This is a genomic window from Streptomyces sp. HM190, assembly GCF_009857135.1.
GTDB lineage: Bacteria > Actinomycetota > Actinomycetes > Streptomycetales > Streptomycetaceae > Streptomyces > Streptomyces heilongjiangensis.
In genome coordinates this window covers 4,073,769-4,095,868 of sequence record NZ_CP047318.1, presented here as the reverse complement: position 1 = coordinate 4,095,868, position 22,100 = coordinate 4,073,769, and the positions used below count along the sequence as shown (strand labels likewise).

Annotated in this window: 22 protein-coding genes; 3 read left to right on the top strand and 19 right to left on the bottom strand. The window is 71.7% G+C overall.

What is annotated here, in order from left to right; genetic code table 11:
* Positions 1-19 precede the first annotated feature (19 nt).
* Positions 20-1,018: an inorganic phosphate transporter gene (locus GSY65_RS17370; RefSeq protein WP_159769517.1), complete on the bottom strand. Its 999-nt coding sequence runs from the start codon at positions 1,016-1,018 to the stop codon at positions 20-22.
* 7 nt (positions 1,019-1,025) lie between these two features.
* Positions 1,026-1,646 (bottom strand): DUF47 domain-containing protein, encoded by a 621-nt coding sequence (locus GSY65_RS17365; RefSeq protein ID WP_159769514.1) that lies wholly within the window; start codon positions 1,644-1,646, stop codon positions 1,026-1,028.
* Positions 1,647-1,834: 188 nt separating this feature from the next.
* Between GSY65_RS17365 and GSY65_RS17360 the strand changes: the two genes are divergently transcribed.
* A complete protein-coding gene (locus GSY65_RS17360) occupies positions 1,835-2,200 on the top strand; it encodes a metal-sensitive transcriptional regulator (protein WP_159769511.1) in 366 nt (121 codons plus the stop codon).
* A 121-nt stretch (positions 2,201-2,321) separates the two neighbouring features.
* Here the strand turns inward: GSY65_RS17360 and GSY65_RS33320 are convergent, their stop codons facing one another.
* Together GSY65_RS33320 and GSY65_RS17355 are read right to left on the bottom strand one after the other, a co-directional pair.
* Complete coding sequence (locus GSY65_RS33320; RefSeq protein ID WP_201452870.1) at positions 2,322-2,492, bottom strand: hypothetical protein; 171 nt, start codon at positions 2,490-2,492, stop codon at positions 2,322-2,324.
* Between the two features lie 154 nt (positions 2,493-2,646).
* Positions 2,647-3,471: a hypothetical protein gene (locus GSY65_RS17355; protein WP_159769508.1), complete on the bottom strand. Its 825-nt coding sequence runs from the start codon at positions 3,469-3,471 to the stop codon at positions 2,647-2,649.
* A 145-nt stretch (positions 3,472-3,616) separates the two neighbouring features.
* Between GSY65_RS17355 and GSY65_RS33315 the strand changes: the two genes are divergently transcribed.
* Positions 3,617-3,781: a hypothetical protein gene (locus GSY65_RS33315; protein ID WP_201452573.1), complete on the top strand. Its 165-nt coding sequence runs from the start codon at positions 3,617-3,619 to the stop codon at positions 3,779-3,781.
* An 18-nt stretch (positions 3,782-3,799) separates the two neighbouring features.
* On the opposite strand, the gene GSY65_RS17350 is transcribed toward GSY65_RS33315, so the two are convergent.
* From GSY65_RS17350 to mshD, 8 genes are all read right to left on the bottom strand, one after another.
* On the bottom strand, positions 3,800-4,213 hold the full coding sequence (locus GSY65_RS17350) for an NUDIX hydrolase (RefSeq protein WP_159769505.1): 414 nt from the start codon (positions 4,211-4,213) through the stop codon (positions 3,800-3,802).
* Positions 4,210-5,310, bottom strand: a complete 1,101-nt coding sequence (locus tag GSY65_RS17345) for a CHAD domain-containing protein (RefSeq protein WP_201452572.1) — start codon at positions 5,308-5,310, stop codon at positions 4,210-4,212. The genes GSY65_RS17350 and GSY65_RS17345 overlap by 4 nt, the downstream gene beginning before the upstream one ends.
* Positions 5,291-7,522 carry an RNA degradosome polyphosphate kinase gene (locus GSY65_RS17340; protein WP_159776090.1) on the bottom strand — a complete coding sequence of 744 codons (2,232 nt, stop codon included), beginning with the start codon at positions 7,520-7,522 and terminating at the stop codon, positions 5,291-5,293. The genes GSY65_RS17345 and GSY65_RS17340 overlap by 20 nt, the downstream gene beginning before the upstream one ends.
* Positions 7,523-7,957: 435 nt before the next feature.
* Complete coding sequence (locus tag GSY65_RS17335; protein WP_159769501.1) at positions 7,958-8,794, bottom strand: ABC transporter permease; 837 nt, start codon at positions 8,792-8,794, stop codon at positions 7,958-7,960.
* On the bottom strand, positions 8,791-9,777 hold the full coding sequence (locus GSY65_RS17330; protein WP_159769499.1) for an ABC transporter permease subunit: 987 nt from the start codon (positions 9,775-9,777) through the stop codon (positions 8,791-8,793). The genes GSY65_RS17335 and GSY65_RS17330 overlap by 4 nt, the downstream gene beginning before the upstream one ends.
* The gene (locus tag GSY65_RS17325; protein WP_201452571.1) at positions 9,774-10,784 is read right to left on the bottom strand and encodes an ABC transporter ATP-binding protein; all 1,011 of its coding nucleotides are present in this window, start codon (positions 10,782-10,784) and stop codon (positions 9,774-9,776) included. Before GSY65_RS17325 ends, GSY65_RS17330 begins: the two co-directional genes overlap by 4 nt.
* Positions 10,781-11,176, bottom strand: coding sequence for a GntR family transcriptional regulator (locus tag GSY65_RS17320; protein ID WP_159769497.1), 396 nt, complete (start codon positions 11,174-11,176; stop codon positions 10,781-10,783). The genes GSY65_RS17325 and GSY65_RS17320 overlap by 4 nt, the downstream gene beginning before the upstream one ends.
* A gap of 136 nt (positions 11,177-11,312) precedes the next feature.
* Positions 11,313-12,242: a mycothiol synthase gene (gene mshD, locus GSY65_RS17315; protein ID WP_159769495.1), complete on the bottom strand. Its 930-nt coding sequence runs from the start codon at positions 12,240-12,242 to the stop codon at positions 11,313-11,315.
* Positions 12,243-12,903: 661 nt separating this feature from the next.
* Here mshD and GSY65_RS17310 point away from each other — a divergent pair.
* On the top strand, positions 12,904-14,706 hold the full coding sequence (locus GSY65_RS17310) for a bifunctional metallophosphatase/5'-nucleotidase (RefSeq protein WP_159769493.1): 1,803 nt from the start codon (positions 12,904-12,906) through the stop codon (positions 14,704-14,706).
* Positions 14,707-14,856: 150 nt separating this feature from the next.
* Here the strand turns inward: GSY65_RS17310 and GSY65_RS17305 are convergent, their stop codons facing one another.
* The 7 genes from GSY65_RS17305 to GSY65_RS17275 all read right to left on the bottom strand — a co-directional run bounded on the left by GSY65_RS17305 (position 14,857) and on the right by GSY65_RS17275 (position 22,089).
* The gene (locus GSY65_RS17305) at positions 14,857-15,747 is read right to left on the bottom strand and encodes an AraC family transcriptional regulator (RefSeq protein ID WP_159769491.1); all 891 of its coding nucleotides are present in this window, start codon (positions 15,745-15,747) and stop codon (positions 14,857-14,859) included.
* Positions 15,748-16,070: 323 nt separating this feature from the next.
* Positions 16,071-17,534: a sensor histidine kinase gene (locus tag GSY65_RS17300; RefSeq protein ID WP_159769489.1), complete on the bottom strand. Its 1,464-nt coding sequence runs from the start codon at positions 17,532-17,534 to the stop codon at positions 16,071-16,073.
* A complete protein-coding gene (locus GSY65_RS17295) occupies positions 17,531-18,265 on the bottom strand; it encodes a response regulator transcription factor (protein ID WP_159769487.1) in 735 nt (244 codons plus the stop codon). The genes GSY65_RS17300 and GSY65_RS17295 overlap by 4 nt, the downstream gene beginning before the upstream one ends.
* Positions 18,266-18,404: 139 nt before the next feature.
* Positions 18,405-18,695 (bottom strand): hypothetical protein, encoded by a 291-nt coding sequence (locus GSY65_RS17290; RefSeq protein ID WP_443043231.1) that lies wholly within the window; start codon positions 18,693-18,695, stop codon positions 18,405-18,407.
* Positions 18,696-18,797: 102 nt separating this feature from the next.
* Positions 18,798-19,997: a S1C family serine protease gene (locus tag GSY65_RS17285; protein ID WP_159769485.1), complete on the bottom strand. Its 1,200-nt coding sequence runs from the start codon at positions 19,995-19,997 to the stop codon at positions 18,798-18,800.
* A gap of 183 nt (positions 19,998-20,180) precedes the next feature.
* Entirely contained in the window at positions 20,181-21,203 is a 1,023-nt protein-coding gene (locus tag GSY65_RS17280; RefSeq protein ID WP_159769483.1) for a LacI family DNA-binding transcriptional regulator, read from the bottom strand.
* A 106-nt stretch (positions 21,204-21,309) separates the two neighbouring features.
* The gene (locus GSY65_RS17275; RefSeq protein ID WP_159769480.1) at positions 21,310-22,089 is read right to left on the bottom strand and encodes a response regulator transcription factor; all 780 of its coding nucleotides are present in this window, start codon (positions 22,087-22,089) and stop codon (positions 21,310-21,312) included.
* Positions 22,090-22,100 lie beyond the last annotated feature (11 nt).

The window sequence follows — 22,100 nt, the reverse complement described above, 5'->3', positions numbered from 1 at the left end:
TTGTCCGACGGTGTTCCCGTCAGAGGAAGGCCAGGTTCACCAACCAGAAACTGGTCGCGGCGACGATGGCCGCCGCCGGCATGGTGATGAACCAGCCGAGGATGATGTTCTTGGCGACGCCCCAGCGGACCGCGTTGACCCGCTTCGTGGCGCCGACACCCATGATCGCCGAGGTGATGATGTGGGTCGTCGAGATGGGGGCCTTGAAGATGAAGGCCGTGATGAACATGATCGACGCGCCGGTGGTCTCGGCGGCGAAGCCCTGCGGCGGGTCGAGTTCGATGATCTTCCGGCCCAGGGTGCGCATGATGCGCCAGCCGCCCGCGTACGTGCCGAGGGACAGCATGACGGCGCAGACGATCTTCACCCAGATCGGGATCGGGTCGCCGTAGTCCTCGACGTCGGCGATGACCAGGGCCATCACGACGATGCCCATCGTCTTCTGGGCGTCCTGCAGACCGTGACCGAGGGCCATGCCGGCCGCCGACACGGTCTGCGCTATGCGGAAACCGTGCTTGGCCTTGTGCGGGTTGGCGCGGCGGAAGATCCACATGATCGCCGCCATCACCAGGTAGCCGACGACCAGGCCGACCACCGGGGAGACGAACATCGGGATGACGACCTTCTCCAGGACGCCGGACCAGTAGACCGTCGTACCGCCCGCGAGGGCCGCGCCCACCATGCCGCCGAACAGCGCGTGGCTGGAGGAGGACGGCAGGCCGAAGTACCAGGTGACGAGGTTCCAGGTGATCGCGCCGACGAGGGCGGCGAACAGGATGCCCATCCCCTTCGAGCCCTCGGGCGTGGAGATCAGCCCCTCGCTGACCGTCTTGGCGACCCCGCTGCCCAGGAAGGCGCCCACGAGGTTCATGACCGCGGCCATGGCGAGGGCCGCGCGCGGGGTGAGCGCCCGGGTCGAGACCGAGGTCGCGATCGCGTTCGCGGAGTCGTGGAAGCCGTTGGTGTACGTGAAGAAGAGCGCGACCCCGATGGTCACGATCAGAGCGAAGGTGTCCATGAAGGGTTCAGGACTCCTTGACCGCGATGGTCTCCACCGTGTTCGCCACGTGCTCGAAGGCGTCCGCCGCCTCCTCCAGCACATCCACGATCTGCTTGAGCTTCAGGACCTCGATGGCGTCGTACTTGCCGCTGAAGAGATGGGCGAGCAGCCTGCGGTGGATCTGGTCCGCCTGGTTCTCCAGGCGGTTCACCTCGATCCAGTACTCGGTCAGGTTGTCCATGGTGCGGAGGTTGGGCATCGCCTCGGCCGTCAGTTCGGCCGCGCGCGCCAGGACCTCGATCTGCTGCTCGACGCCCTTCGGGAGGTCCTCGATGCTGTAGAGGACGACCAGGTCGACGGCCTCCTCCATGAAGTCCATGATGTCGTCGAGGGACGACGCGAGGGAGTAGATGTCCTCGCGGTCGAAGGGCGTGATGAACGAGGAGTTCAGCTGGTGGAAGATCGCATGGGTGGCGTCGTCACCGGCGTGCTCGGCTGCCCGCATGCGCTCCGCGATCTCGGCCCGGGCAGACGTGTCCGCCCCGAGCAGTTCCATGAGGAGCTTCGAGCCCGTGACGATGTTGTCCGCGGAGGCGGCGAACATGTCGTAGAAGCTCGTCTCCCTGGGGGTCAGACGAAAGCGCACAAGGGTTCCTCGGGGTGCATCGGTTTCGGTCAGGGTGATGCTAGGTGCATCATCCGGCCACGGCTAAGGGGCCGTCCCCCAGTGTCGCCCATCGGGCAACGCCGTCGACAGGGGGGCCGCCCGCAGGCCCCATACCCGCCAAAGTTCGATACCATATACCCAGTAGGGGTATACGTCTGGAGGACGCGATGACGACCACCGGGGCCGGCGCGGAAGCGCCCTCCGTCGCGGACACCGTGGAGCCGACGGTCGTGACCGACCACGATCATGGAATCCATGGGTATCACCAGCAGAAGGACGAGCATCTCAAGCGACTGAGGCGCATCGAGGGCCAGATCCGTGGGCTCCAGCGGATGGTCGACGAGGACGTCTACTGCATCGACATACTCACGCAGGTCTCCGCCTCCACCAAGGCCCTGCAGTCCTTCGCGCTGCAGCTGCTGGAGGAGCACCTGCGGCACTGCGTCGCCGACGCGGCCCTCAAGGGGGGCACCGAGGTCGACGCGAAGGTGGAGGAGGCCACCAAGGCGATCGGCCGGCTGCTGCGGACCTGAGCGTCGGCCCGCCCGTCCCGGTGATCGAATTCCGGCCACCGCCCGCGTGCTCGACGGCCCCCGTGCCGTGCCGGGCGGTGGCCGCCCGCAGGTCCGGGGGCGGTGCGCCGGGGGCGGTGGGTCAGGGGGCGTCCTGGGCGCGTTCCTCCCCGACGCGGAGGACCTCGTCGATGCGGTCGGGGCTGAGGCGGTCCCCTTCGGTGGCCGAGGCGGCGATGATGAGTTCACCGCAGAGCTCGATCTCGGCGAGGGCCACGTGGTCATGGACCGCGGTACCACCTGCCGGAGCCACGCGCATCACCTCTTCTCCGCCGTCACCGACTTCCTAGGGTAGGCAGCGGCCCACGGCCGCGCATGGCACCAACGGACCATTTCCGGCCCCCGCGCCGCCCCCCGGGGACTCCCGCGGACCGCGCCGCGGGGCCAGCCGACAGCCCATGAGCCCTCTAGTCCTCGGCGATCTTCCCGGCGTAGATGTCCTCCGGCCGCGGCAGCCGTACGGCGACGTGGACGCCGAAGTCGTACAGCAGGGTCGTGGAGGCGACGTCCACCGTGTCCTGCTGCCGGCCGTTGACGAAGCTGAACCGGTGGCGGACCTTGCGGATCCGGCCCGCGTCGTCGAGGTACGCGTCGAAGGGGACCGTGGCGGTGGCGAACCCGCGGGCCGCGGCGCGCAGCGCGGCCCGGTTGCCCTCGGAGGCGGCGCGGGAGGCGGCGGTGAGGTCGGCGGTGCCGCGGTAGTGGCGCACGGGGGTGCCGTCGACCTCGCTCCGCCCGACGTAGGTCGCGGAGCGGGTGCCGCGCAGCACCTCGGCGGCGGCGAACGGGTCGGTGGCGCCGCCGGTGACCAGGTTGCCGTCGGAGAGGGTGCCGGTGTCGACGCGGACCCATTTGTCGGCGGGGACGCCCGCGCCCCGGTTCTTCATGAACAGCGCGCCGGGGGCGAGGAGTTCGGTGATGGGGCGGTGCTCGCTGAGCCCGGCCGGGTCCTGCGGCAGCAGCACCTTCAGCCGGCCGAGCCGGCGCCCGTAGTCGTAGACGCCCTCGCCGTGGATGGTGACGCGGGTGCCGCCGGTGGCCATCTCCATCTCGGTGCGGGCCTTGGAGCTGCCCGCGCGGACGAGGGTGGGGGCGGCGCGGTGCAGGAGGTCGACGGGGTCGGCGGGGGCGGCGTCGTCGCCGGGGGTGCCGGGGCCGCAGCCCAGGGGGGACACCAGGAGTCCCGCCGCGACGACCACCGAGCCCGCCGTGCTGTGCCGCCGCGTCACCATCGCCCGCAAACCCCCTGGCCGGTCCGTACCGGGTCCTGCTGTCGTCCGGTTAACGACGGGTAGGGGCGGTCGTCACGCGGATGCCTCCGGCACGTGCGGGACGGGAGCCGGTGAGACGTTCACCTTGCTTGGGTAACGTCACCGTGTGGCACAGCACGACGAGGCGGTATTACCGCAGGAGCACCGCACGACGACCGTCGAACAGGGCCGTTTCTGCGTGGCCCGCTGCACCTGCGGATGGCGCGGCCCGGCGCGCCGGGCCCGCAGCCTGGCCCGCACCGATGCCGAGGGGCACACCGGCGAGGGGTGAGGGGCGGCCGGGCCGGGGTCAGGCCAGGCGCAGGGTGGCCAGGAACTCGTCGACCAGTTCCCGGTCGCGGGGCTGGGTGAGGCGGGCGCGGGCTGCGGCCGGGTCCAGCCAGAGCAGGCGGTCCACCTCGCGGCCGGGGGTGAAGGAGCCGGAGGTCGCCTCGGCGGCCCAGTAGCTGACCCGCTTGGCGCGTCCGCCCACGAAGTAGTGGGTCGAGGGCAGGCGTGGTCCGGGCTCGCAGCGGTAACCGGTCTCCTCCTCGACCTCGCGCAGCGCGCCGTCGAGCGGGGTCTCGTCGCGCTTCAACTTGCCTTTGGGGTGCGACCAGTCGTCGTACTTGGGCCGGTGGACCAGACAGATCTCCAGTGCCCCGGCGGCCGGGGAGCGGCGCCACAGGACGCAGCCCGCCGCGTGGATGACGTCGTCGCTCATGACGTGCTCACCTTCTCCTTCTGCCAGGACTGCTGGAACGCGAAGCGGGCCGCCTCGACCTCGTGCCGCTGGTCGGCGTGCAGGACACCGAGGGCGTAGGCGGTGGCGGGGGCGATCCGGGGGGTGCGGGCGGCGGCGGCCGCGGCGGCTGCCGCCTCGGAGGCGTCGCGGTGGCGGTTGAGGGCCTCACCGGCGGCGAGGAGTCGTACGTCCACGGGGACCGCCCGGGGGTGGAGGACCTCCAGGGCGTAGCGGTGGAGGCGCAGCAGGAGCCGCACCTGGTGCCAGGGGGCGTCCTGGGGGTGGGGGGCGGTGTCGGGGGACAGGCCGTGGACGAGGGCCTCGGCGTTGTAGGGGTGGCCGGCGGTCAGCAGGGGGAGACCGGCGACGGCGTCGCGGAGGCGGTCGTGGGCGGCCGCGGCCAGGGGGCGCAGGTCCAGGGCGGACGCGGTGGGGGTGAGGGGGACCTCGCTGGCGAGGACGGCGACGCTGTCGGCGACGGCGTGGAAGCGGGAGGAGCCGAGCGCCTGGAGGGCCGCCGAGTGGGCCCGGGTGCGGGCGAGGGTGAGCTGGCGGTCGAGGAGGGCGCCCGCCTTCGCGGCGCCGATGGTGAGGTTGCCGCGGTCGGGGGTGGCGGGTCCCGCCCGTTCCGCCCCGGCGGTGCGGCCCGCCACGGTGGCGCCGGTCTGGGCGGGCAGTCCGGCGGCGGCTCCGGAGAGCCGGTTGAGGGCCAGCACCAGGCGGTCCAGCCGGGCGGCGTAGGCGTGCTCGCGGCCCAGGGTGCCCGACAGCCAGGCCAGTTCGGGGCGGAGGGACTCCGACCAGTCGGCGTCGAGCAGGGGGCGGAAGGTGTGGAGGGTGCCACTGATGCGGCGGGCCGAGCGGCGCAGGGCGAGCGCCGCGTCGGCCGACTCCTCGGCTCCGGACTCCCCCGTTCTCGGCTGCGCTCGCGCGGGGGCGCCCCCGCCGCCCCCACCGGTCTCCCGGTGGGTGCGCAGCGCGCGGAGGAACTCGGTGGCCTGGCTCCGCAGATAGCCGGCGAGGGCCTCGGCGGTGACGGCCGTGGAGTTCCTGGGGTCAAGGTGTTGCTGTGCCACGCCGGCGCCTCCGGGCGTCAATGAGCATCTCCTGGACGTTGCGCAGGGGCTGGCCGTCCGTGTCGGTCGAGTGCCGGGTCCACTCGCCGTCGGGGCCCAGGTGCCAGGAGGAGGTCGTGTCGGACATACCGGTCTCCAGCAGGCGGTTGAGGGCCGCCCGGTGCGCCGGGTCGGTGACTCGTACGAGGGCCTCGATCCGGCGGTCGAGGTTGCGGTGCATCATGTCGGCGCTGCCGATCCACACCTCGGGCTCGCCGCCGTTGCCGAAGGCGAAGATCCGGGAGTGCTCCAGGAAGCGGCCGAGGACGGAGCGGACGCGGACGTTCTCCGAGAGGCCGGGGACGCCGGGCCGTACCGCGCAGATGCCGCGCACCCAGATGTCGACGGGCACCCCGGCCTGCGAGGCCCGGTAGCAGGCGTCGATCAGGGCCTCGTCGACCATCGAGTTGACCTTGATGCGGACGTAGGCGGGACGTCCGGCGCGGTGGTGCTGGACCTCCTTGTTGACGCGGGCGATCAGGCCGTCGCGCAGGGACTTGGGGGCGACCAGGAGCCTGCGGTACGTCTCGCGGCGGGAGTAGCCGGAGAGGCGGTTGAACAGGTCGGAGAGGTCCGCGCCGACCTGCTGGTCGGCGGTGAGCAGGCCGAGGTCCTCGTAGAGGCGGGCCGTCTTCGGGTGGTAGTTGCCCGTGCCGACGTGGCTGTAGCGGCGCAGGGTCTCGCCCTCCTGGCGGACCACCAGGGACAGCTTGCAGTGGGTCTTGAGGCCGACCAGGCCGTACACGACGTGGCAGCCCGCCTCCTCCAGCTTGCGGGCCCACTTGATGTTGGCCTGCTCGTCGAAGCGGGCCTTGATCTCGACCAGGACGAGGACCTGCTTGCCGGACTCGGCCGCGTCGATCAGGGCGTCCACGATCGGGGAGTCGCCGGAGGTCCGGTACAGGGTCTGCTTGATCGCGAGGACGTCCGGGTCGGCGGCCGCCTGCTCCAGGAACGCCTGCACGGAGGTGGAGAAGCTGTCGTACGGGTGGTGCAGCAGGACGTCCCGCTCGCGCAGGGCGGCGAAGATGTCGGGCGGCGACGCGGACTCGACCTCGGCGAGGTCGCGGTGGGTGCCGGCGATGAACTTCGGGTACTTCAGCTCGGGCCGGTCGAGGGCGCCGATGCCGAAGAGGCCGGTGAGGTCCAGGGGGCCCGGCAGCGGGTACACCTCGGCCTCGGAGATCTTCAGCTCGCGGACCAGCAGGTCGAGGACGTACCGGTCGATGGACTCCTCGACCTCCAGGCGCACCGGCGGCCCGAAGCGGCGCCGCATGAGTTCCTTCTCCAGGGCCTGCAGGAGGTTCTCCGCGTCGTCCTCCTCGACCTCCAGGTCCTCGTTGCGGGTGAGGCGGAAGGCGTGGTGCTCCAGCACCTCCATGCCCGGGAACAGCTCCTCCAGGTGGGCCGCGATCACGTCCTCGATGGGGACGTAGCGGCTGGGGGACGCCTCCAGGAAGCGGGAGAGCAGCGGCGGGACCTTCACACGGGCGAAGTGCCGGTGGCCGGAGACCGGGTTGCGGACGACCACGGCCAGGTTCAGCGACAGGCCCGAGATGTACGGGAAGGGGTGCGCCGGGTCCACGGCGAGGGGGGTGAGGACGGGGAAGATCTGGTGCCGGAAGAGCGTGAACAGGCGGGCCTGCTCCTTCTCGGTCAGCTCCCCCCAGCGGACCACGTGGATGCCCTCCTCGGCGAGTGCCGGGGCGATGTCCTCGTGGAAGCAGGCGGCGTGCCGCGCCATCAGCTCACGCGAGCGGGCCCAGATCATCTCCAGCACCTCGCGGGGCTGGAGACCGGAGGCGGACCTGGTGGCGACGCCGGTGGCGATACGGCGCTTCAGACCGGCCACCCGGACCATGAAGAACTCGTCCAGGTTGCTGGCGAAGATCGCGAGGAACTTGGCCCGCTCCAGCAGGGGCGTGTTCGGGTCCTCGGCGAGTTCCAGAACGCGCTCGTTGAAGGCGAGCCAGCTGCGCTCCCGGTCGAGGAAGCGGTTCTGCGGCAGGCGGTCGCCGTCGTACGGCGCCTCCTCGTAGGCGTCGAGGTCGGCGTCCATGTCGGGTTCGAGATCGGAGACGACCGCGGCCACCGTGTGGGGGCGGTGCGCGGCTATGGAGCCGACGGACGGCTGCGCGTGCTGGACCTGTGCCTGGGCGTTGGACTGGCTCATGGCACCATTCTTCCGCGCCGCGAGCATCACAGGCGCGTCGGAGAGGGCCGGAGGGAGCGCGACGGCGTTCTGGGCGATGTCCGCGTCGATCCGCGCGACGACGTCGTCGGTGCCGCCGGGGTGGGCCGCGGTGGCCGTGGGACGGCCGTTCCCCGCGCTCTTCCCGTTGCTTGGGCCGTTGCGTGGGGGAGGCGAGGGCTCGGGCGGGACGGGGTTCATTGCGGAAGCGTCGCAAGGCCGTCTGAATCGCCGGTTACGGAGAGCTTACGTGCGGGATAGCGCAGGGAGGCTCGCCGGTTCCCCGGGCGTGCGCCTTCCCGCCCCCGAAGCGCCGCACCTGCGCGCCCCGCGCCTGTTCACGCCTTCGGTACGCCTTCGGTACGCCTCCGGCACGCCCCTCCCCCGTAGGAAGGGCGTGCCGGGTCCGGGGCGCGGTCAGCGCGTACGGCGGCGCAGCAGCCAGTAGGCGGCGCCGGTGGCCAGGGCGGCGACGGTGAGGACGACGCCGGTGGTCATCAGGTGCAGGGGCCAGAAGTGGGCGGCCGGATACCCCTCCGGGAGCCTGCTCCCGCCGGTGCCGGTGCCGGTGGGCCACAGCTCGTACCAGTGGTCGTCGAGGTACAGGTGGAACCAGAGGACGAAGCCGAGGGCGACGGCCAGGGCGGGCAGGGCGCGCCGCAGGGCGATGCCCGCGAGCGCGCCGACGGCCAGGGCGCACAGGGCGTACGCCAGGACGGCCGGGCCGCGGTTCACGAAGGGGTCGGTGTAGTACCACTCGTCGCCCCGCAGGTCCCGGCTCGCCGACCAGAACCAGCGGTAGACCAGGACCAGCACGGTGGTCCCGGCGGCCAGGGCGACGGCCGGCACCGCGAGCCTGGCGGTGAGCCAGCGGGCGGGGCTGACGGACTGGGCCCAGGCCAGCTGGGCGGTGCCCCGCTCCAGCTCGCGTCCGACGAGGGAGGCACCGGCCCAGGCCGCGACACCGCAGGAGGAGTACGCGACGAAGGTGCCGATCCAGCTCCGGGTGAGGGAGTGGCTGAACGTCATCACGTCGACGCACCCGCCCTCCAGCTCGCGGCAGGCGGCGAGTTCGGCGCGCAGCCGCGCACCCGGGACGTGGTGCACCCAGAGCATCCAGCCGACCATCAGCAGGACGTACCCGCACCACACCAGCGACGCCGGCCGGTGCACGCGCAGCACGGTCCAGGCCAGACCGCGCGGGCGGACCCTCCGGCGGGCGGCGGGCACGGCGGTACCGGAGGCGCTCGTCATGACATGCCTCCCGTGCGGCGGCGCAGCAGGTGGAAGGAGGCCAGGACCAGCAGGGCGGTGACGGCGAGGACGATGCCGGTCTCGACGAGCTGGAGGGGCCAGAAGTGGGAGGAGGGGTGGTACTCGGTCCAGTAACCGACGACGTCGCCGCGGCCGCAGTCGTCCTGCTCGCAGAGCATGTTCGAGAGGCGGTCGCCGGAGGCGGTGACGACGCCCTGGTCGATGAGCGCGCCGGTCCAGCGCGGCTCCGGGGTGGCCGAGTGGGCTTCCACCACCGGCCACAGCCGCTCGCGGTACCCCTGGAGGGCGATCATGAGGGCGAGCGTGCCCGCGAACCCGGCGGCGAGCGCGGGCAGCGAGCGGCGCACCAGCAGTCCGGCCACCACGCCGACGGCCAGGGCGAGGAGGGCGTAGGCGGTGGCGAGGGTGCCGTTGCCGGTGAAGGTCGTGTGGTCGAACCAGTCCCGGGTGCCCACCGCGTGCCGCAGCGCTTCCTCCCGCCACCACACCAGGCGGTTCAGCAGGGTCAGCAGGACCGTCCCCGACACGAGCAGGGCGGCGGGGACCGCCAGCTTGGCGGCGAGCCAGTGGGCCGGGGCGACGGACTGGGTCCAGGCCAGCCTTGCCGTGCCGCTCTCCAGCTCGCGGCCGATCAGCGAGGCGCCCGCCCAGGCCCCGATCAGGGTGGGGGCGACGGTCAGGACGGCGCGGCCCAGGGTGACGGCCAGGTCGTAGCGCTGGTACGCGGGGCCCATGTCGCAGTAGACGGCCTCGACGCAGGAGCTCCTCAGATAGGCGTCCCGGACGGCGTCGAACCCCGGTCCGGCGGCCCACAGCAGTCCGCCGCCGAACATGGCCACCAGCAGCCCCCAGAACCACAGCGCCGACTGGTGCGGGCGCAGCACGGCGCGGGCCAGGCCGCGGGAGGGGTGCGGGGGACGGCGGTCCGGTGCCCCGGCGGACACCGCGGTCACGGCGCTCATACGGAGGCTCCCCGGGAGTGCGTCTCGTTGTTCTCGCTGTCGCTGTCGCTGTCGCTGTCGCTGTCGCTGTCGCTGTCGCTGTCGCTGTCGCTGTCGCTGTCGCTGTCGCTGTCGCTGTCGGCGTAGTGGGTGTCGCCGTCGTCCGTGAGGGTGAGCGCCGGGGCGCCGGGGGCCCGCAGGTGGGCGAGGACCAGCTCCTCCAGGGTCGGCTCGGCGGTCTGCCGACGGGGACCGATCGGTCCCCGGGGCCGTACGAGCGCGGTCATCTGACGGCCGGTCGTCCGGGACTCGACGACGGTGTGCGGGGCGAGGTCGCCGATCGGGCCGGTGACCAGCGTGTGGGCGGCGAGGAGGCCGTCCATCGGGCCGGCGAGGCGGACGCGGCCGCCGCCGAGGAGGAACAGGTGGTCGCAGGAGCCCTCCAGTTCGGCCACGACGTGCGAGGACATGACAACCGTGGTGCCGTGTTCGGCGGAGTCCGCGAGCAGGGTGCCCATCAGCTGGTGCCGGGCCAGCGGGTCGAGGTCGGCCATCGGCTCGTCCAGCAGCAGCAGTTCGGGCCGCTTGCCGAGGGCGAGGGCGAGCGCGACCCTGGTGCGCTGGCCGCCGGACAGGGAGCGGACCCGGGAACCGAGGTCCAGCCCGCCCTCCTCCACGATCCGCCCGGCCACGGCCGCGTCCCAGCGGCGGGGGTTCAGCTCGGCGCCCATGCGCAGGGTCTCGCCGACGGTGAGCTGCGGGTACAGGGGCTTGTCCTGGGCGACGTACGCCATGCGTTCCCGGGCGGCCGCCGGGGTCGTGCCCAGTACGGCGATGCTGCCCTCGGTGGGCACGAGCAGACCGGCCGCGTGGGCCAGCAGGGTCGACTTGCCCGCGCCGTTCGGTCCGACGACCGCGCAGACGCGCCCCACGGGGAGCCGCAGCGTGCAGTCGCGCAGCGCCCAGCCCTTCTGCCGCCACCCGAACCTCTTGCCGAGTGCGGCCGCCTCGATGGCCGTTTCGGTCATGCCCCGTCCCCCTGATCTGCCGTGAAGTGTTCGTCCAGTGCGGCGGTGAAGAGCGCCTCGACGTCGCCCCGTTCGAGCCCGGTCTCCTTGGCCCGGAGGGTCCATGCGGCCAGCTCCGCGCGCAGCGGGGAGTCGACCGGACGGGCGCCCAACGACTTCCGTACGAAGGTGCCGAGGCCGCGGCGGGCCTCGACCAGGCCTTCGCGCTCCAGCTCGCGGTAGGCCTTCAGCACCGTGTTCGGGTTGATGGCGGTGGCCTCCACGACCTCGCGGGCCGTGGGCAGCTTGTCGCCGGGTTCCAACAGACCGAGGCGCAGGGCCTGTTTGGTCTGCTGGACGATCTGCACGTAGGTGGCGACACCGCTGCGCCGGTCGATGCGGTACTCGACCACTCGAACAACCACCCTTTCACTAATTGAGTAGTGAAAGGGTGGTGCAAGAGAGGGGGCGGTGTCAACACACCGCCCCCTGCCTGTGGACGACTTCGCCGGGGCGGCCTCGGCTCCCGCCGGGGCTCCCGCTCGTGCGTCAGGTCTCGCTGCGGTACATCAGGTCCGTCTCGTACGTCACGAAACCGAGGCGTTCGTACACCGTCACCGCCGCCTTGTTGTCCGCGTCGACGTAGAGCATCGCGGTCGGCAGGCCCTGTGCGGCCAGGTGGCGCAGGCCGATCGTGGTGAGCGCCTTGCCGAGACCGCCGCCCTGGGCGCCGGGGCGGACGCCGACGACGTAGACCTCGCCGAGCTGTTCGGCGGCGTGCACCTTCGTCCAGTGGAAGCCGACGAGTTCGTCGCCGCGGAACGCCAGAAAGAAGCCGGCCGGGTCGAACCAGGGCTCTGCCTCGCGGTCGTCGAGGTCGCGCTGGGTGAGGGAGCCCTGTTCGGGGTGGTGGGCGAAAGCCTCCGCGTTCGCGGCGAGCCAGGCCGCGTCGTCCTCGCCGGGCACGAAAGCGCGAACGGTGACGCCCTCGGGGAGGACCGGCTCCGGGGGGTCGAAATCGGCCAGCGACCGGCGCATCTGGCGCAGTTCGCGGAACAGGGTGAGGCCGAGGACCTGGGCGAGGTGGCGGGCGGCTGAGTGGCCGCCGTGCGCCCAGACGCGCAGCCGTTTGCCGGACTCGGCGAGCAGGGCCGAACCGAGGGCCCGCCCGTGGCCGTGGCCCCGGTGCGAGGGGTGCACGACGAGTTCGGCGGCGGGTGCCTCGACGGGGTCGGTGTCCTCCAGTTGGGCGTAGCCGACCAGGGTGTCGCCGACGGTGAGGAGGAGGTGGCGGACTCCCTCGCGGGGTTCGCCGCGGAGTTGGAGCCGGCCCTGCTCGGACACCGCGGGCTGGCCGTCGACCTGGGCGGCCTCGTCGAGGAGGTCGAGGACGGCCGCCCTCTGGTCGGGGGTGAGTTCCAGGCGGGTCTCGATACTGCGGGCGGCTGTGTGGGGCCGGGCGGTGTCGTCGCTGGTCATGGGTTCGAGGTTAACCGGGGCCCGCCGCGAGGGGGTGCCTCGGAACGAGGTCGGTTCCCCGAGGTGGCGTGCACGGCCGCGGATGGCCTGATCCCGCCTGTGTGGGGGAGCGGCGAGTGCCGCGTCCCGTCCCCGTGGAGCAGCGGCGGGTGACGCGCTTGCGCACGCGCGTGGAGCGGTACGAAGTCCACGGCGAAGAAGTCCGCGACGGCGACGCGCTTGCGCACGCGCGTGGAGCCGTGCGTGAGGGGGCTCCGTCCCTGTGGGGGAGTGGTGCGTGAGGAGATCCCGCCCCTTGGGGGGCGCCGTACGTGAGGGGATCCCGCCCCGTGGCGGCGCCGTACGTGCGGAGATCCCGCCCGATGGCGGCGCCGTACCTGACGCGATCCGTCCTGCGGTGGCGCCGTAGGTGACGTCTAGATCCCGCCACCGCGGTCGAGTTGTGCCGGGGGCGTCCGCCCTCGCGGCGGAGTGGCGCACGGGGGACTTCCGTGCCCCTTTCGGGTGGGCCGTACGCCCCGTTTTGTCAATCATCCTCCTCGATGGCAACCAGGTCGTAACCATGAACCCCCTGTCGCGCTACGCGCGTTGAATCTACGCTTCGGGCCGACGGGGCCTGTTCTCACGTTTTCCTCACGTCTCTTACGAACCAGGGGGGCACATGTCAGCCACACCCCACGCGCAACGCCGTGGCAGCCGCCGCAACCGGATCGTCGCGGTCGCGGCCGGCCTCGCGACCGTCGGTGCGCTGGCCGCCGCCGTCCCGGCGAGCGCCGGTGAGGCCAAGCCGGGCAAGACCAAACCGAGCCGGTACCAGGACGTGCAGCTGCTGTCGTTCAACGACCTGCACGGCAACCTGGAGCCGCCGGCCGGTTCCTCGGGCCGGGTGACCGAGCTGCACGAGGACGGTACGACCACGACGATCAACGCCGGTGGTGTGGAGTACCTGGCCACGCATCTGCGCGACGCCCGCGGGGACAACCCGTACTCGATCACGGCGGCCGCCGGTGACATGGTCGGCGCCTCGCCGCTGCTGTCGGGCCTGTTCCACGACGAGCCCACCATCGAGGCGCTGAACAACCTCGACCTGGACGTCACGAGCGTCGGCAACCACGAGTTCGACGAGGGCGCCAAGGAACTGGCCCGCCTGCAGAAGGGCGGCTGCCACCCCACCGACGGCTGCTACGTCAAGGGCAAGAAGTTCAAGGGCGCGGACTTCCCGTACCTCGCGGCGAACGTCATCGAGAACAAGACCAAGAAGCCCCTCCTGAAGCCCTACTGGGTGTGGAAGAAGAACGGCGTCAAGATCGGCTTCATCGGGGTGACCCTGGAGGACACGCCGGGCGTCGTCTCCGCCGAGGGCGTCAAGGGCCTCACCTTCAAGGACGAGGTCAAGACGATCAACAAGTACGCCAAGGAGCTGGAGCGCCAGGGCGTGAAGTCCGTCGTCGCGCTCATCCACGAGGGCGGTGCCCCCGCCTCCACGTCGTACAACTACGACTGCGACTCGCCCGGCGCCGGTGACGGCATCTCCGGCCCGATCGTCGACATCGCCAAGAACGTCACCTCGAAGGTCGACGCCCTCGTCACCGGCCACACGCACGCCGCGTACGCCTGCACGATCAAGGACCCGTCGGGCAAGCCGCGCATGGTCACCTCGGCCGCGTCCTTCGGCCGCCTCTACACCGACACGACGCTGACGTACGACCGCCGGACCGGCGACATCGCCCGTACGGCCGTCAAGTCCGCGAACCACGTGGTGACCCGTGACGTGGCCAAGGCCGCCGACATGACGGACCTGATCAACCGGTGGAACACGCTGGCCGCGCCCATCGGCAACCGGCCCATCGGCTACATCTCCGCCGACATCCCGAACACCGGCACCGAGTCCCCCATGGGTGACCTCATCGCCGACGCGCAGCTCGCCGCCGGCAAGAAGCTGGACCCGGAGACCGACCTCGCGCTGATGAACCCCGGCGGTGTCCGCGCGCCCCTCACCTACGCGGCCAAGGGCAGCGAGGGCGACGGCGTCGTCACCTACGCGGAGGGCTTCACCGTCCAGCCGTTCTCCAACACGGTGAACCTGCAGAGCTTCACGGGCGCCCAGCTGGTGCAGATCCTCAAGGAGCAGGTCAGCGGCTCCAACGCGGCCTCGCCGAAGATCCTGCTGCCGTCGACCGGGTTCACGTACACGCTGGACCTGACGAAGACCGGCGCCGACCGGATCGTCGTCGACTCCATCAAGCTCAACGGCGCGCCCCTCGACCCGTCCGCCACGTACCGCGTCGCGACGAACAGCTTCCTCGCGGGCGGCGGCGACGGCATCACCACCCTCGGCCAGGGCACCAACGACCTGGTCGGCGGCGACGACCTCGCCGCGCTGGAGGAGTACCTGCTCGCCAACTCCTCGGCCGGCAACCCGATCGCCCCGCCGGCGGCCAACCGCATCACCATCGTCAGCTGACTCCGGCTCTGACCCAAGCCCTGGCTTGTAGCTCTGGCTTGTAGCTCTGGCCGTCCGGCTCGTCGGCCTACCGTCGGCCGTATCGTCGGATCCCCGCGTCCCGGTGTCTCCGGGGCGCGGGGATCCGCGTTTCCGGCGCGCCGTGCCCGCTCAGCCGCCGGCGGTGGTCCGCTCCACGGGGATCCACAGCTCCGCGTCCGCCTCGGTGCCGTCCTCGGAGAGACGGGTGCGCAGGAGCTCCGGGCCCGGCCTGCTCTGGTACGGGTTGGACGGGAACCACTGGGTGAACACGTCCCGCCAGAGGTGCTGGAGCGCCTGGGGGAACGGGCCGGAACTCTCGAAGACGGCCCAGGTGCCCGCCGGGACGGCGAGCGAGTCCAGGTCGTCCGGGACGTCCGGTTCGGCACCCGACATCACCACGGCGTGGTAGTAGTCGAGTTCGGTGCCCTCCGCCCGGCTCGGGTCGAGGTTGTCGCTCACTCCGACGATGCCGGCCGGTTCCCCGTCCGACAGCGCGGCGATCCGCTCGATCGTCTCCCGCCCGAGCCCCCGGACGAACGCGACGATCCCGGGGTTCATCCCCTCATGGACCAGCGGCACCCTGACCTTCCTCCCCACCACACGGAACTCCTCCTTCTCCGCGACCCTGTATCGCATACTGCTCCTCCCTTCCACGACGAGACGGAAGGACATCCGAGGCTGCGACCGCAGCGCCGCGCGGTCCCGCCGGGCCTCGCCCGGCCCCACCCCGTGCATCGCCTTGAACGCCCGTGCGAACGCCTCGCCCGAGCCGTAGCCATGGCGCACCGCGATCTCCAGCAGCGTCCGCTCCCCGGCGAGCACCTCGGCGCCCGCGACGGTGAGCCGCCGGCGCCGCACGTACTCCGAGAGCGAGATCCCCGCGAGCGCGGAGAACAGCCGCCGGAAGTGGTACTCCGACGTGGCCGCGATCCGGGCCAGCTCGGTCACCTCGACCGGCTCGCCGGGCTCGGCGATCCGCGCCTCGATGCGATCCAGGGCCTCGTTCAGCCGCTCCAGCACCTCGGTCTCCTTCCCGTACGCCGTCCACGCTAGGAAGGGGACACCGCACCGCACCCGACATCCTGTGCCCGGTCCGATCGGGTCAGTTCATGTGCGGGTGGGAGGCGAGGGTCTCATCGAGGAGCCGCCCCGGCTGACGACGATCCGTACGACGCCCTCCAACCGCTCCACGGCCCGGGTGAGCGCGAACCACCGATCCGAAGGGGCGTCGCATCTTCTTCTTCGACCACGGACACGGCCGGCTGATCTACGATTTCGCGCCTCGTACGGAGGATCCGCAGATCGTCGTGGATGAGGTTTTCTGGCAATGACCGGAGCCCTTTCTACGAGGGCTCCGGCGCGTCCGGCGGAGGGGTGGCCGCGCCCGGCAGCCGAACCGTTGCCAGTGTGCCGCCGCCCTCCGCTCGGGTCAGGGTGACCTGGCCGCCCGCCTGTTGGACCGTGCGGGCCACGATGGACAGGCCCAGGCCGGACCCCGGGAGGGCTCTCGCGCTGGGGGAGCGCCAGAAGCGGTCGAAGACGTGGGGGAGTTCGTCGGCGGGGATGCCGGGGCCGTGGTCCCGGACCGTGAGGACGCCCGACTCCAGCGCCACCTCGATCGTGCCGCCCTCGGGGCTGAACTTCACCGCGTTGTCCAGGATGTTGACGATCGCCCGCTCCAGCGCCGACGGCTCGGAACGTACGTACCAGGGCCGGAGGTCCGACGTGATCGTCAGCTCGGGGCCCCGCAGCCGGGCCCGGCGCAGCGCGGCCTCGACCGTCTCCTGGAAGTCGACGATCTGCAGTCGGCCGCCGTTCTGGCCGGAGTCGGAGCGGGACAGCTCCTGCAGGTCGCCGATGAGTGAGGCCAGTTCCGTCATCTGCGCCTTCACCGAGGCGAGCAGGGCCTTGCGGTCGTCGGGCGGGATGGGGCGTCCCGTCTCCTCGCTGCGGCTGAGCAGCTCTATGTTCGTCCGCAGGGACGTCAGCGGGGTGCGGAGTTCGTGGCCCGCGTCGGCGATCAGCTGCTGCTGCAGGTCACGGGAGCTGGCGAGCGCGCTCGTCATCGAGTTGAAGGAACGGGACAGCCTGGCGACCTCGTCCTCGCTCTCCTCCTCCACCGGGATACGGATGCCCAGGTCCTCCGTGCGCGCCACGTGCTCGACGGCGTCCGTGAGCTTGTCGACGGGGCGCAGCCCCGCACGGGCCACGGCCAGCCCGGCCGCTCCGGCGCCGACGACTCCGATACCGGAGACGAGGAGGAGGATCAGGGCCAGGTCGTTGAGGGTGGCCTGGGTGCCGTGCAGGGGGAGCGCGGCGATCAGCGCCGCGTTGGACAGCTGGCCGGTGTCCGGATCGGCGATGCTCACCGGCTGGGTCTTGACGCGTACGTCGTTCCCCTTGGTGTCGGTGCCGTTGTGGTAGACGGCCTCGGTGCGCTCGGTGCCGTTCACGACCTCCATGTCGGTGTGGGTCACCTTGACCAGGCCGGAGGAGAAGTCCAGGACACAGGATGTCCCGTCGTCCAGCACCACCTGGACGTAGGTGTTGCGGGGGCCGAAGCGGGGGTTCTGCTCGCCGACGGTCTGTGTGCAGTTGTTGACCGCGTACCTGGCCTGGTCCTGGATCGCCCCCATGCTCATGGCCTTGTCGAGTTCGTCGTCGACCAGGTCGTACAGCTTCCCCCGCACGATGAACCAGCACGTCACCGACACCGCCGCCACCGCGAACGCCACCGCCGCCGCGACCAGCAGGGACAGGCGGGTGCGGATCGGGAGGGTGCGGTAGCGGCGCAGGACCTTCTTCACTCCGCGCCGCCTTGTCGCAGGACGTACCCCACGCCCCGCACCGTGTGGACGAGGCGCGGCTCGCCGGCCGCCTCCGTCTTGCGGCGCAGGTACATGACGTACACGTCGAGGGAGTTGGAGCTGGGTTCGAAGTCGAAGCCCCAGACGGCCTTCAGGATCTGCTCGCGGGTGAGGACCTGGCGCGGGTGCGCCATGAACATCTCCAGCAGCGTGAACTCCGTGCGGGTCAGCTCCACGGGCCGGTCACCCCGCCGCACCTCACGGGTCGTCAGGTCCATCCGCAGGTCGGCGAAGGTGAGCGCCTCGTCCTCCTGGGCCGACTCGGCGACCGCCGCCGCGTACGAGCTGCGGCGCAGCAGCGCGCGGACGCGGGCGAAGAGTTCGTCCAGCTCGAAGGGCTTGACCAGGTAGTCGTCGGCGCCCGCGTCGAGGCCGGTGACACGGTCGCCGACCGTGTCGCGGGCCGTCAGCATCAGGATGGGGGTGGTGTCGCCCGCGCCGCGGATCCGGCGGGCGGCGGTCAGGCCGTCCATGCGGGGCATCTGGATGTCGAGGATCACCAGGTCAGGCCGGTACGCGGTCGCCTTCTCCAGCGCGTCCGCGCCGTCGACCGCGACCTTCGTGTCGTACCCCTCGAAGGCGAGGCTGCGCTGGAGTGCTTCGCGCACCGCCGGCTCGTCGTCGACGATGAGGATGCGCTGGGGTTCACGGTCGCCTTCGGCGGGGCTCATGGTCGTGTCGGTCCTCGGGTGCGGTGGGACGGGGGACGTGCGGGGGTGCGGGAGCGAGGAGTGGTCGATCCGGACTCAGCCTCGCACGTTCCAGGGCCTCGGGTCGGGCAGGGCTGTGGATAAGTCGGACCTAAGCCGATCATCCGACAGTCGTACGGCGGGTGCGGGCGGTGCGGGCCGCCGCTGCCTTCGACTTCCGTCGGGGAACCATGGTCCGGCCGGCGGCGGGCGCGACCTCGGGGGCCCGCGTCACCGGCGCGTGCAGCTCGGCCGCCACCGCGAGCGCGAGTCCCAGCCCGGAGGGTCCGGCGAACCCCGGTCCGGCGAGCCCCGGTCCGATGAGGCCCGGTCCGATGAGGGCCGGCCCGGCGGAGCCCGGTCCGGCGGGGCCGTCCGCGGCCGGGACGTCGTGCGCAACCTGCTTGATCATGTCGACCTCCAGGTCGAAGGAGTGTCAGTCGGTGGCCGGGGGAGCGGGAGGGGAGGGGACGGCGGGGGTGGTCGCGGGGGCCGCGGACGGCGGCCGTGGACCTCAGTCCGAGCCGCCCGCCCGCAGCGTGCTCAGGTCGGACTTGACCGTGTTGATCGGGATGGCGAAGCCGAGGCCCGCGCTGCCGGCGTCGCCCGAGGAGGACGCGGAGTACATCGCGGAGTTGATGCCGATGATGTTGCCGTTCATGTCGATGAGGGCGCCGCCGGAGTTGCCCGGGTTGAGGGACGCGTCGGTCTGGATCGCCTTGTACGTGGTCGTCGAGGAACCGGTGTCGCCGTTGAACTCCTGGCCGCCGAACTCGAACGGCCACCCGCCGCCACCGCCGCCCTGCTGCTGTTGCTGCTGCTGGCCCTCGTTCGTCGAGACCGTCACGTCACGGTCGAGAGCGGAGACGATGCCGCTGGTCACCGTGCCGGTGAGCCCTTCGGGGGAGCCGATCGCCACGACCTGGTCGCCGACCTTGACCCCGTTGCTGTTGCCGAGGGTCGCCGCCTTCAGCCCGGAGGCGTCCCGCAGCTTGATCAGGGCGAGGTCCTTCTTGCTGTCGGTGCCGACGACCTCGGCGGTGTACGTCTTGCCGCTGTGGGTCGTCACCTTGATCTGGGAGGCGCCGGAGACCACGTGGTTGTTGGTGATGATCTCGCCGCCGCTGGTGATGATCACACCGGAGCCGGTGGACTCGCCAGCGTTCGAGCTGGCCTTGATCTCCACGATGCTGGGGCTGACCGCCGAGGCGACACCGGCGACGGTGCCCTTCTCGCTGGTCGGCACGACACTCGTGCTGGTCGCGCTGGAGGCGACGGTGTCGTTGCCCGTCAGCTCCTGGATCCCGTACGCCGTACCGCCGCCGATCGCCGCCGCGACGATCGCCACGGCCGCCACCAGCGCGAACGGTCCCTTGGCGCGCCTCCTCGACGCGGACGCGGGAGCGGCACCGGAGGACACCGGCTCGGAGAGGAGAGCGGTCGGCGCGGAGCCGTACCCCGCGGACCCGTACCCCGCGGAGCCGTATGCCGCGGACCCGTCGTGCCCCCCGGACCCGTGCCCCGTGGAGCCGTGCTCGGCCGATGCGGGCGCGGAGCCGTGGTCGGGCATGGACGCGGAGACCGGCGGGGTCTGCGGGGCCGGCTCGTAGGCCGGCGGGGGCGGCCACTCCGGGTTCACCGGAGAGGTGCCGTGCTGCTGGTCGCCCTGGTAGGGGTTCTCGTATTCGCCGCTGCGGCGGAAGCTCTCGGTCATGACTCCGAGCCTGACGCGCGACCATGAGAGCTTCCTGAGTGCTCCCTGAGAAGCCCGGCAGAACCTCGTATGCCCCATATAAAGGCACTCGCGGTCGGTCACATGGGAAAGGAAGGCCGACGGCCATGCTGAGGCCGGATAACGCAGTGGGCGAGGGTGCCGCAGAGGAAACCCTCGCTCGCGCTACGCGCAGCCGCAGGACCGCCGGGTGACCAGCTTCGACGGGAACAGTTTCACCCGTTCCCGCTGGGAGCCCGCCACGCGGAGGCCGTCGTCGAGGACGAGGTCGACCGCGGCGCGGGCCATCCCCGTGCGGTCCGTCGCGACCGTGGTCAGCGGCGGGTCGGTCAGCGCCGCTTCCTTGACGTCGTCGAAGCCGGCGACCGCCAGCTCGCCGGGCACCTCGATGCGCAGCTCGCGCGCGGCGCGCAGCACACCGATGGCCTGGTCGTCGGTGGAGCAGAAGATCGCCGGGGGTCGGTCCGGCCCGGAGAGCAGGTCGAGGGCCACGTTGTACGCGTCGTAGCGGTTGTACGGGGCCTCGAAGAGGCGCCCCTCCGTGGAGATGCCGGCCTCGTCCATCGCGCGGCGCCAGCCCTCGACGTGGTCGGAGACGGGGTCGCCGACCAGCGGGGTCTCTGCGATGCCGCCCAGACAGGCGACGTACTCGTGTCCGTGGGAGAGGAGGTGCTCCACGGCGAGCTGGGCGCCGCCGAGGTCGTCGGTCACCACGGCGACGTCGTCGATCGCCTCGGGCCGCTCGTGCAGCAGCACCACGCGCGCGTCCCACGCCTCTATCTCGGCGGCAGCGTTGTCATTGAGCGCGTGGCTGACCAGGATCAGCCCGGAGACCCGCATCCCGAGGAACGCCCGAAGATAGTGGACCTCGCGCTCGGCGATGTAGTCGGAGTTCCCGACGAGGACCATCTTGCCGCGCTCGGCGGCCGCCTGTTCGACCGCGTGCGCCATCTCGCCGAAGAAGGGCTGCCGGGCGTCCGGGACGATCAGGCCTATCAGCTCGGTGCGCCGCGAAGCCATGGCCTGGGCGACCCGGTCGGGCCGGTACCCCAGTTCCTTGATCGCGGCGAGGACACGCTCGCGCGTGGCCGGGGCGACCGGCCGGGGTCCGTTGTTGATGACGTAGCTGACGACGGCGGTGGAAGTTCCCGCCAGTCGCGCCACGTCATCCCGAGTCACCTTGGCCACGCGCGGAGTCTACGCGGATGGACCGCCCCTGGGCAGGGCGTACGGGGGCTCGTCTGGACGAGATCCGCGCGTCCGCCGTGCGCCGCGTGCGGGGTGGGGCGGCGCACTACGCCTCGGCCGCGACCTCGGCGGCCTCCAGGGGTGTCGTCTCGTCCGCATCCTCCGCCTTTGAGCGTCCGGCCTTGGCCTTCACCTCGTCGCTCGCGCGCTCGCCCTTCTCGGGTGTAACGAATCGATAACCGACGTTGCGGACGGTGCCGATCAGCGACTCGTGCTCGGGGCCGAGCTTGGCGCGCAGGCGCCGTACGTGGACGTCCACGGTGCGGGTGCCGCCGAAGTAGTCGTAGCCCCAGACCTCCTGCAGCAGCTGGGCGCGGGTGAAGACGCGGCCGGGGTGCTGGGCGAGGTACTTGAGGAGCTCGAACTCCTTGAAGGTGAGGTCGAGCACGCGGCCCTTGAGCTTGGCGGAGTACGTCGCCTCGTCGACCGACAGGTCGCCGTTGCGGATCTCCATCGGGGAGTCGTCGTTGACGATCTGCTGCCTGCCCATGGCCAGCCGCAGCCGTGCCTCCACCTCGGCGGGGCCGGCGGTGTCGAGGAGCACGTCGTCGATGCCCCAGTCGGCGGTGACGGCGGCGAGGCCGCCCTCCGTGACGACGAGGATGAGCGGGCAGCCCGGCCCGGTGGAGCGCAGCAGCTGGCACAGACTGCGGACCTGCGGGAGGTCCCGGCGCCCGTCGATGAGGATCACGTCGGCACCGGGGGTGTCGACGAGGGCGGGGCCTTCCGCCGGGGCCACCCGCACGTTGTGCAGCAGCAGGCCGAGAGCCGGGAGCACCTCCGTCGACGGCTGGAGGGCATTGGTCAGGAGCAGCAGAGAACTCATACGTCTGGTTC

Coding starts and splice junctions, on each gene's coding strand:
- mshD (WP_159769495.1), bottom strand. CDS start 12,242: ATGACCAGCGACGACACCGCCCGGCCCCACACAGCCGCCCGCAGTATC.
- GSY65_RS17360 (WP_159769511.1), top strand. CDS start 1,835: ATGACGACCACCGGGGCCGGCGCGGAAGCGCCCTCCGTCGCGGACACC.
- GSY65_RS17335 (WP_159769501.1), bottom strand. CDS start 8,794: ATGACGAGCGCCTCCGGTACCGCCGTGCCCGCCGCCCGCCGGAGGGTC.
- GSY65_RS17370 (WP_159769517.1), bottom strand. CDS start 1,018: ATGGACACCTTCGCTCTGATCGTGACCATCGGGGTCGCGCTCTTCTTC.
- GSY65_RS17290 (WP_443043231.1), bottom strand. CDS start 18,695: ATGATCAAGCAGGTTGCGCACGACGTCCCGGCCGCGGACGGCCCCGCC.
- GSY65_RS17285 (WP_159769485.1), bottom strand. CDS start 19,997: ATGACCGAGAGCTTCCGCCGCAGCGGCGAATACGAGAACCCCTACCAG.
- GSY65_RS17310 (WP_159769493.1), top strand. CDS start 12,904: ATGTCAGCCACACCCCACGCGCAACGCCGTGGCAGCCGCCGCAACCGG.
- GSY65_RS17330 (WP_159769499.1), bottom strand. CDS start 9,777: ATGAGCGCCGTGACCGCGGTGTCCGCCGGGGCACCGGACCGCCGTCCC.
- GSY65_RS17350 (WP_159769505.1), bottom strand. CDS start 4,213: ATGAGCGACGACGTCATCCACGCGGCGGGCTGCGTCCTGTGGCGCCGC.
- GSY65_RS17295 (WP_159769487.1), bottom strand. CDS start 18,265: ATGAGCCCCGCCGAAGGCGACCGTGAACCCCAGCGCATCCTCATCGTC.
- GSY65_RS17275 (WP_159769480.1), bottom strand. CDS start 22,089: ATGAGTTCTCTGCTGCTCCTGACCAATGCCCTCCAGCCGTCGACGGAG.
- GSY65_RS17325 (WP_201452571.1), bottom strand. CDS start 10,784: ATGACCGAAACGGCCATCGAGGCGGCCGCACTCGGCAAGAGGTTCGGG.
- GSY65_RS17340 (WP_159776090.1), bottom strand. CDS start 7,522: ATGAGCCAGTCCAACGCCCAGGCACAGGTCCAGCACGCGCAGCCGTCC.
- GSY65_RS17355 (WP_159769508.1), bottom strand. CDS start 3,471: ATGGTGACGCGGCGGCACAGCACGGCGGGCTCGGTGGTCGTCGCGGCG.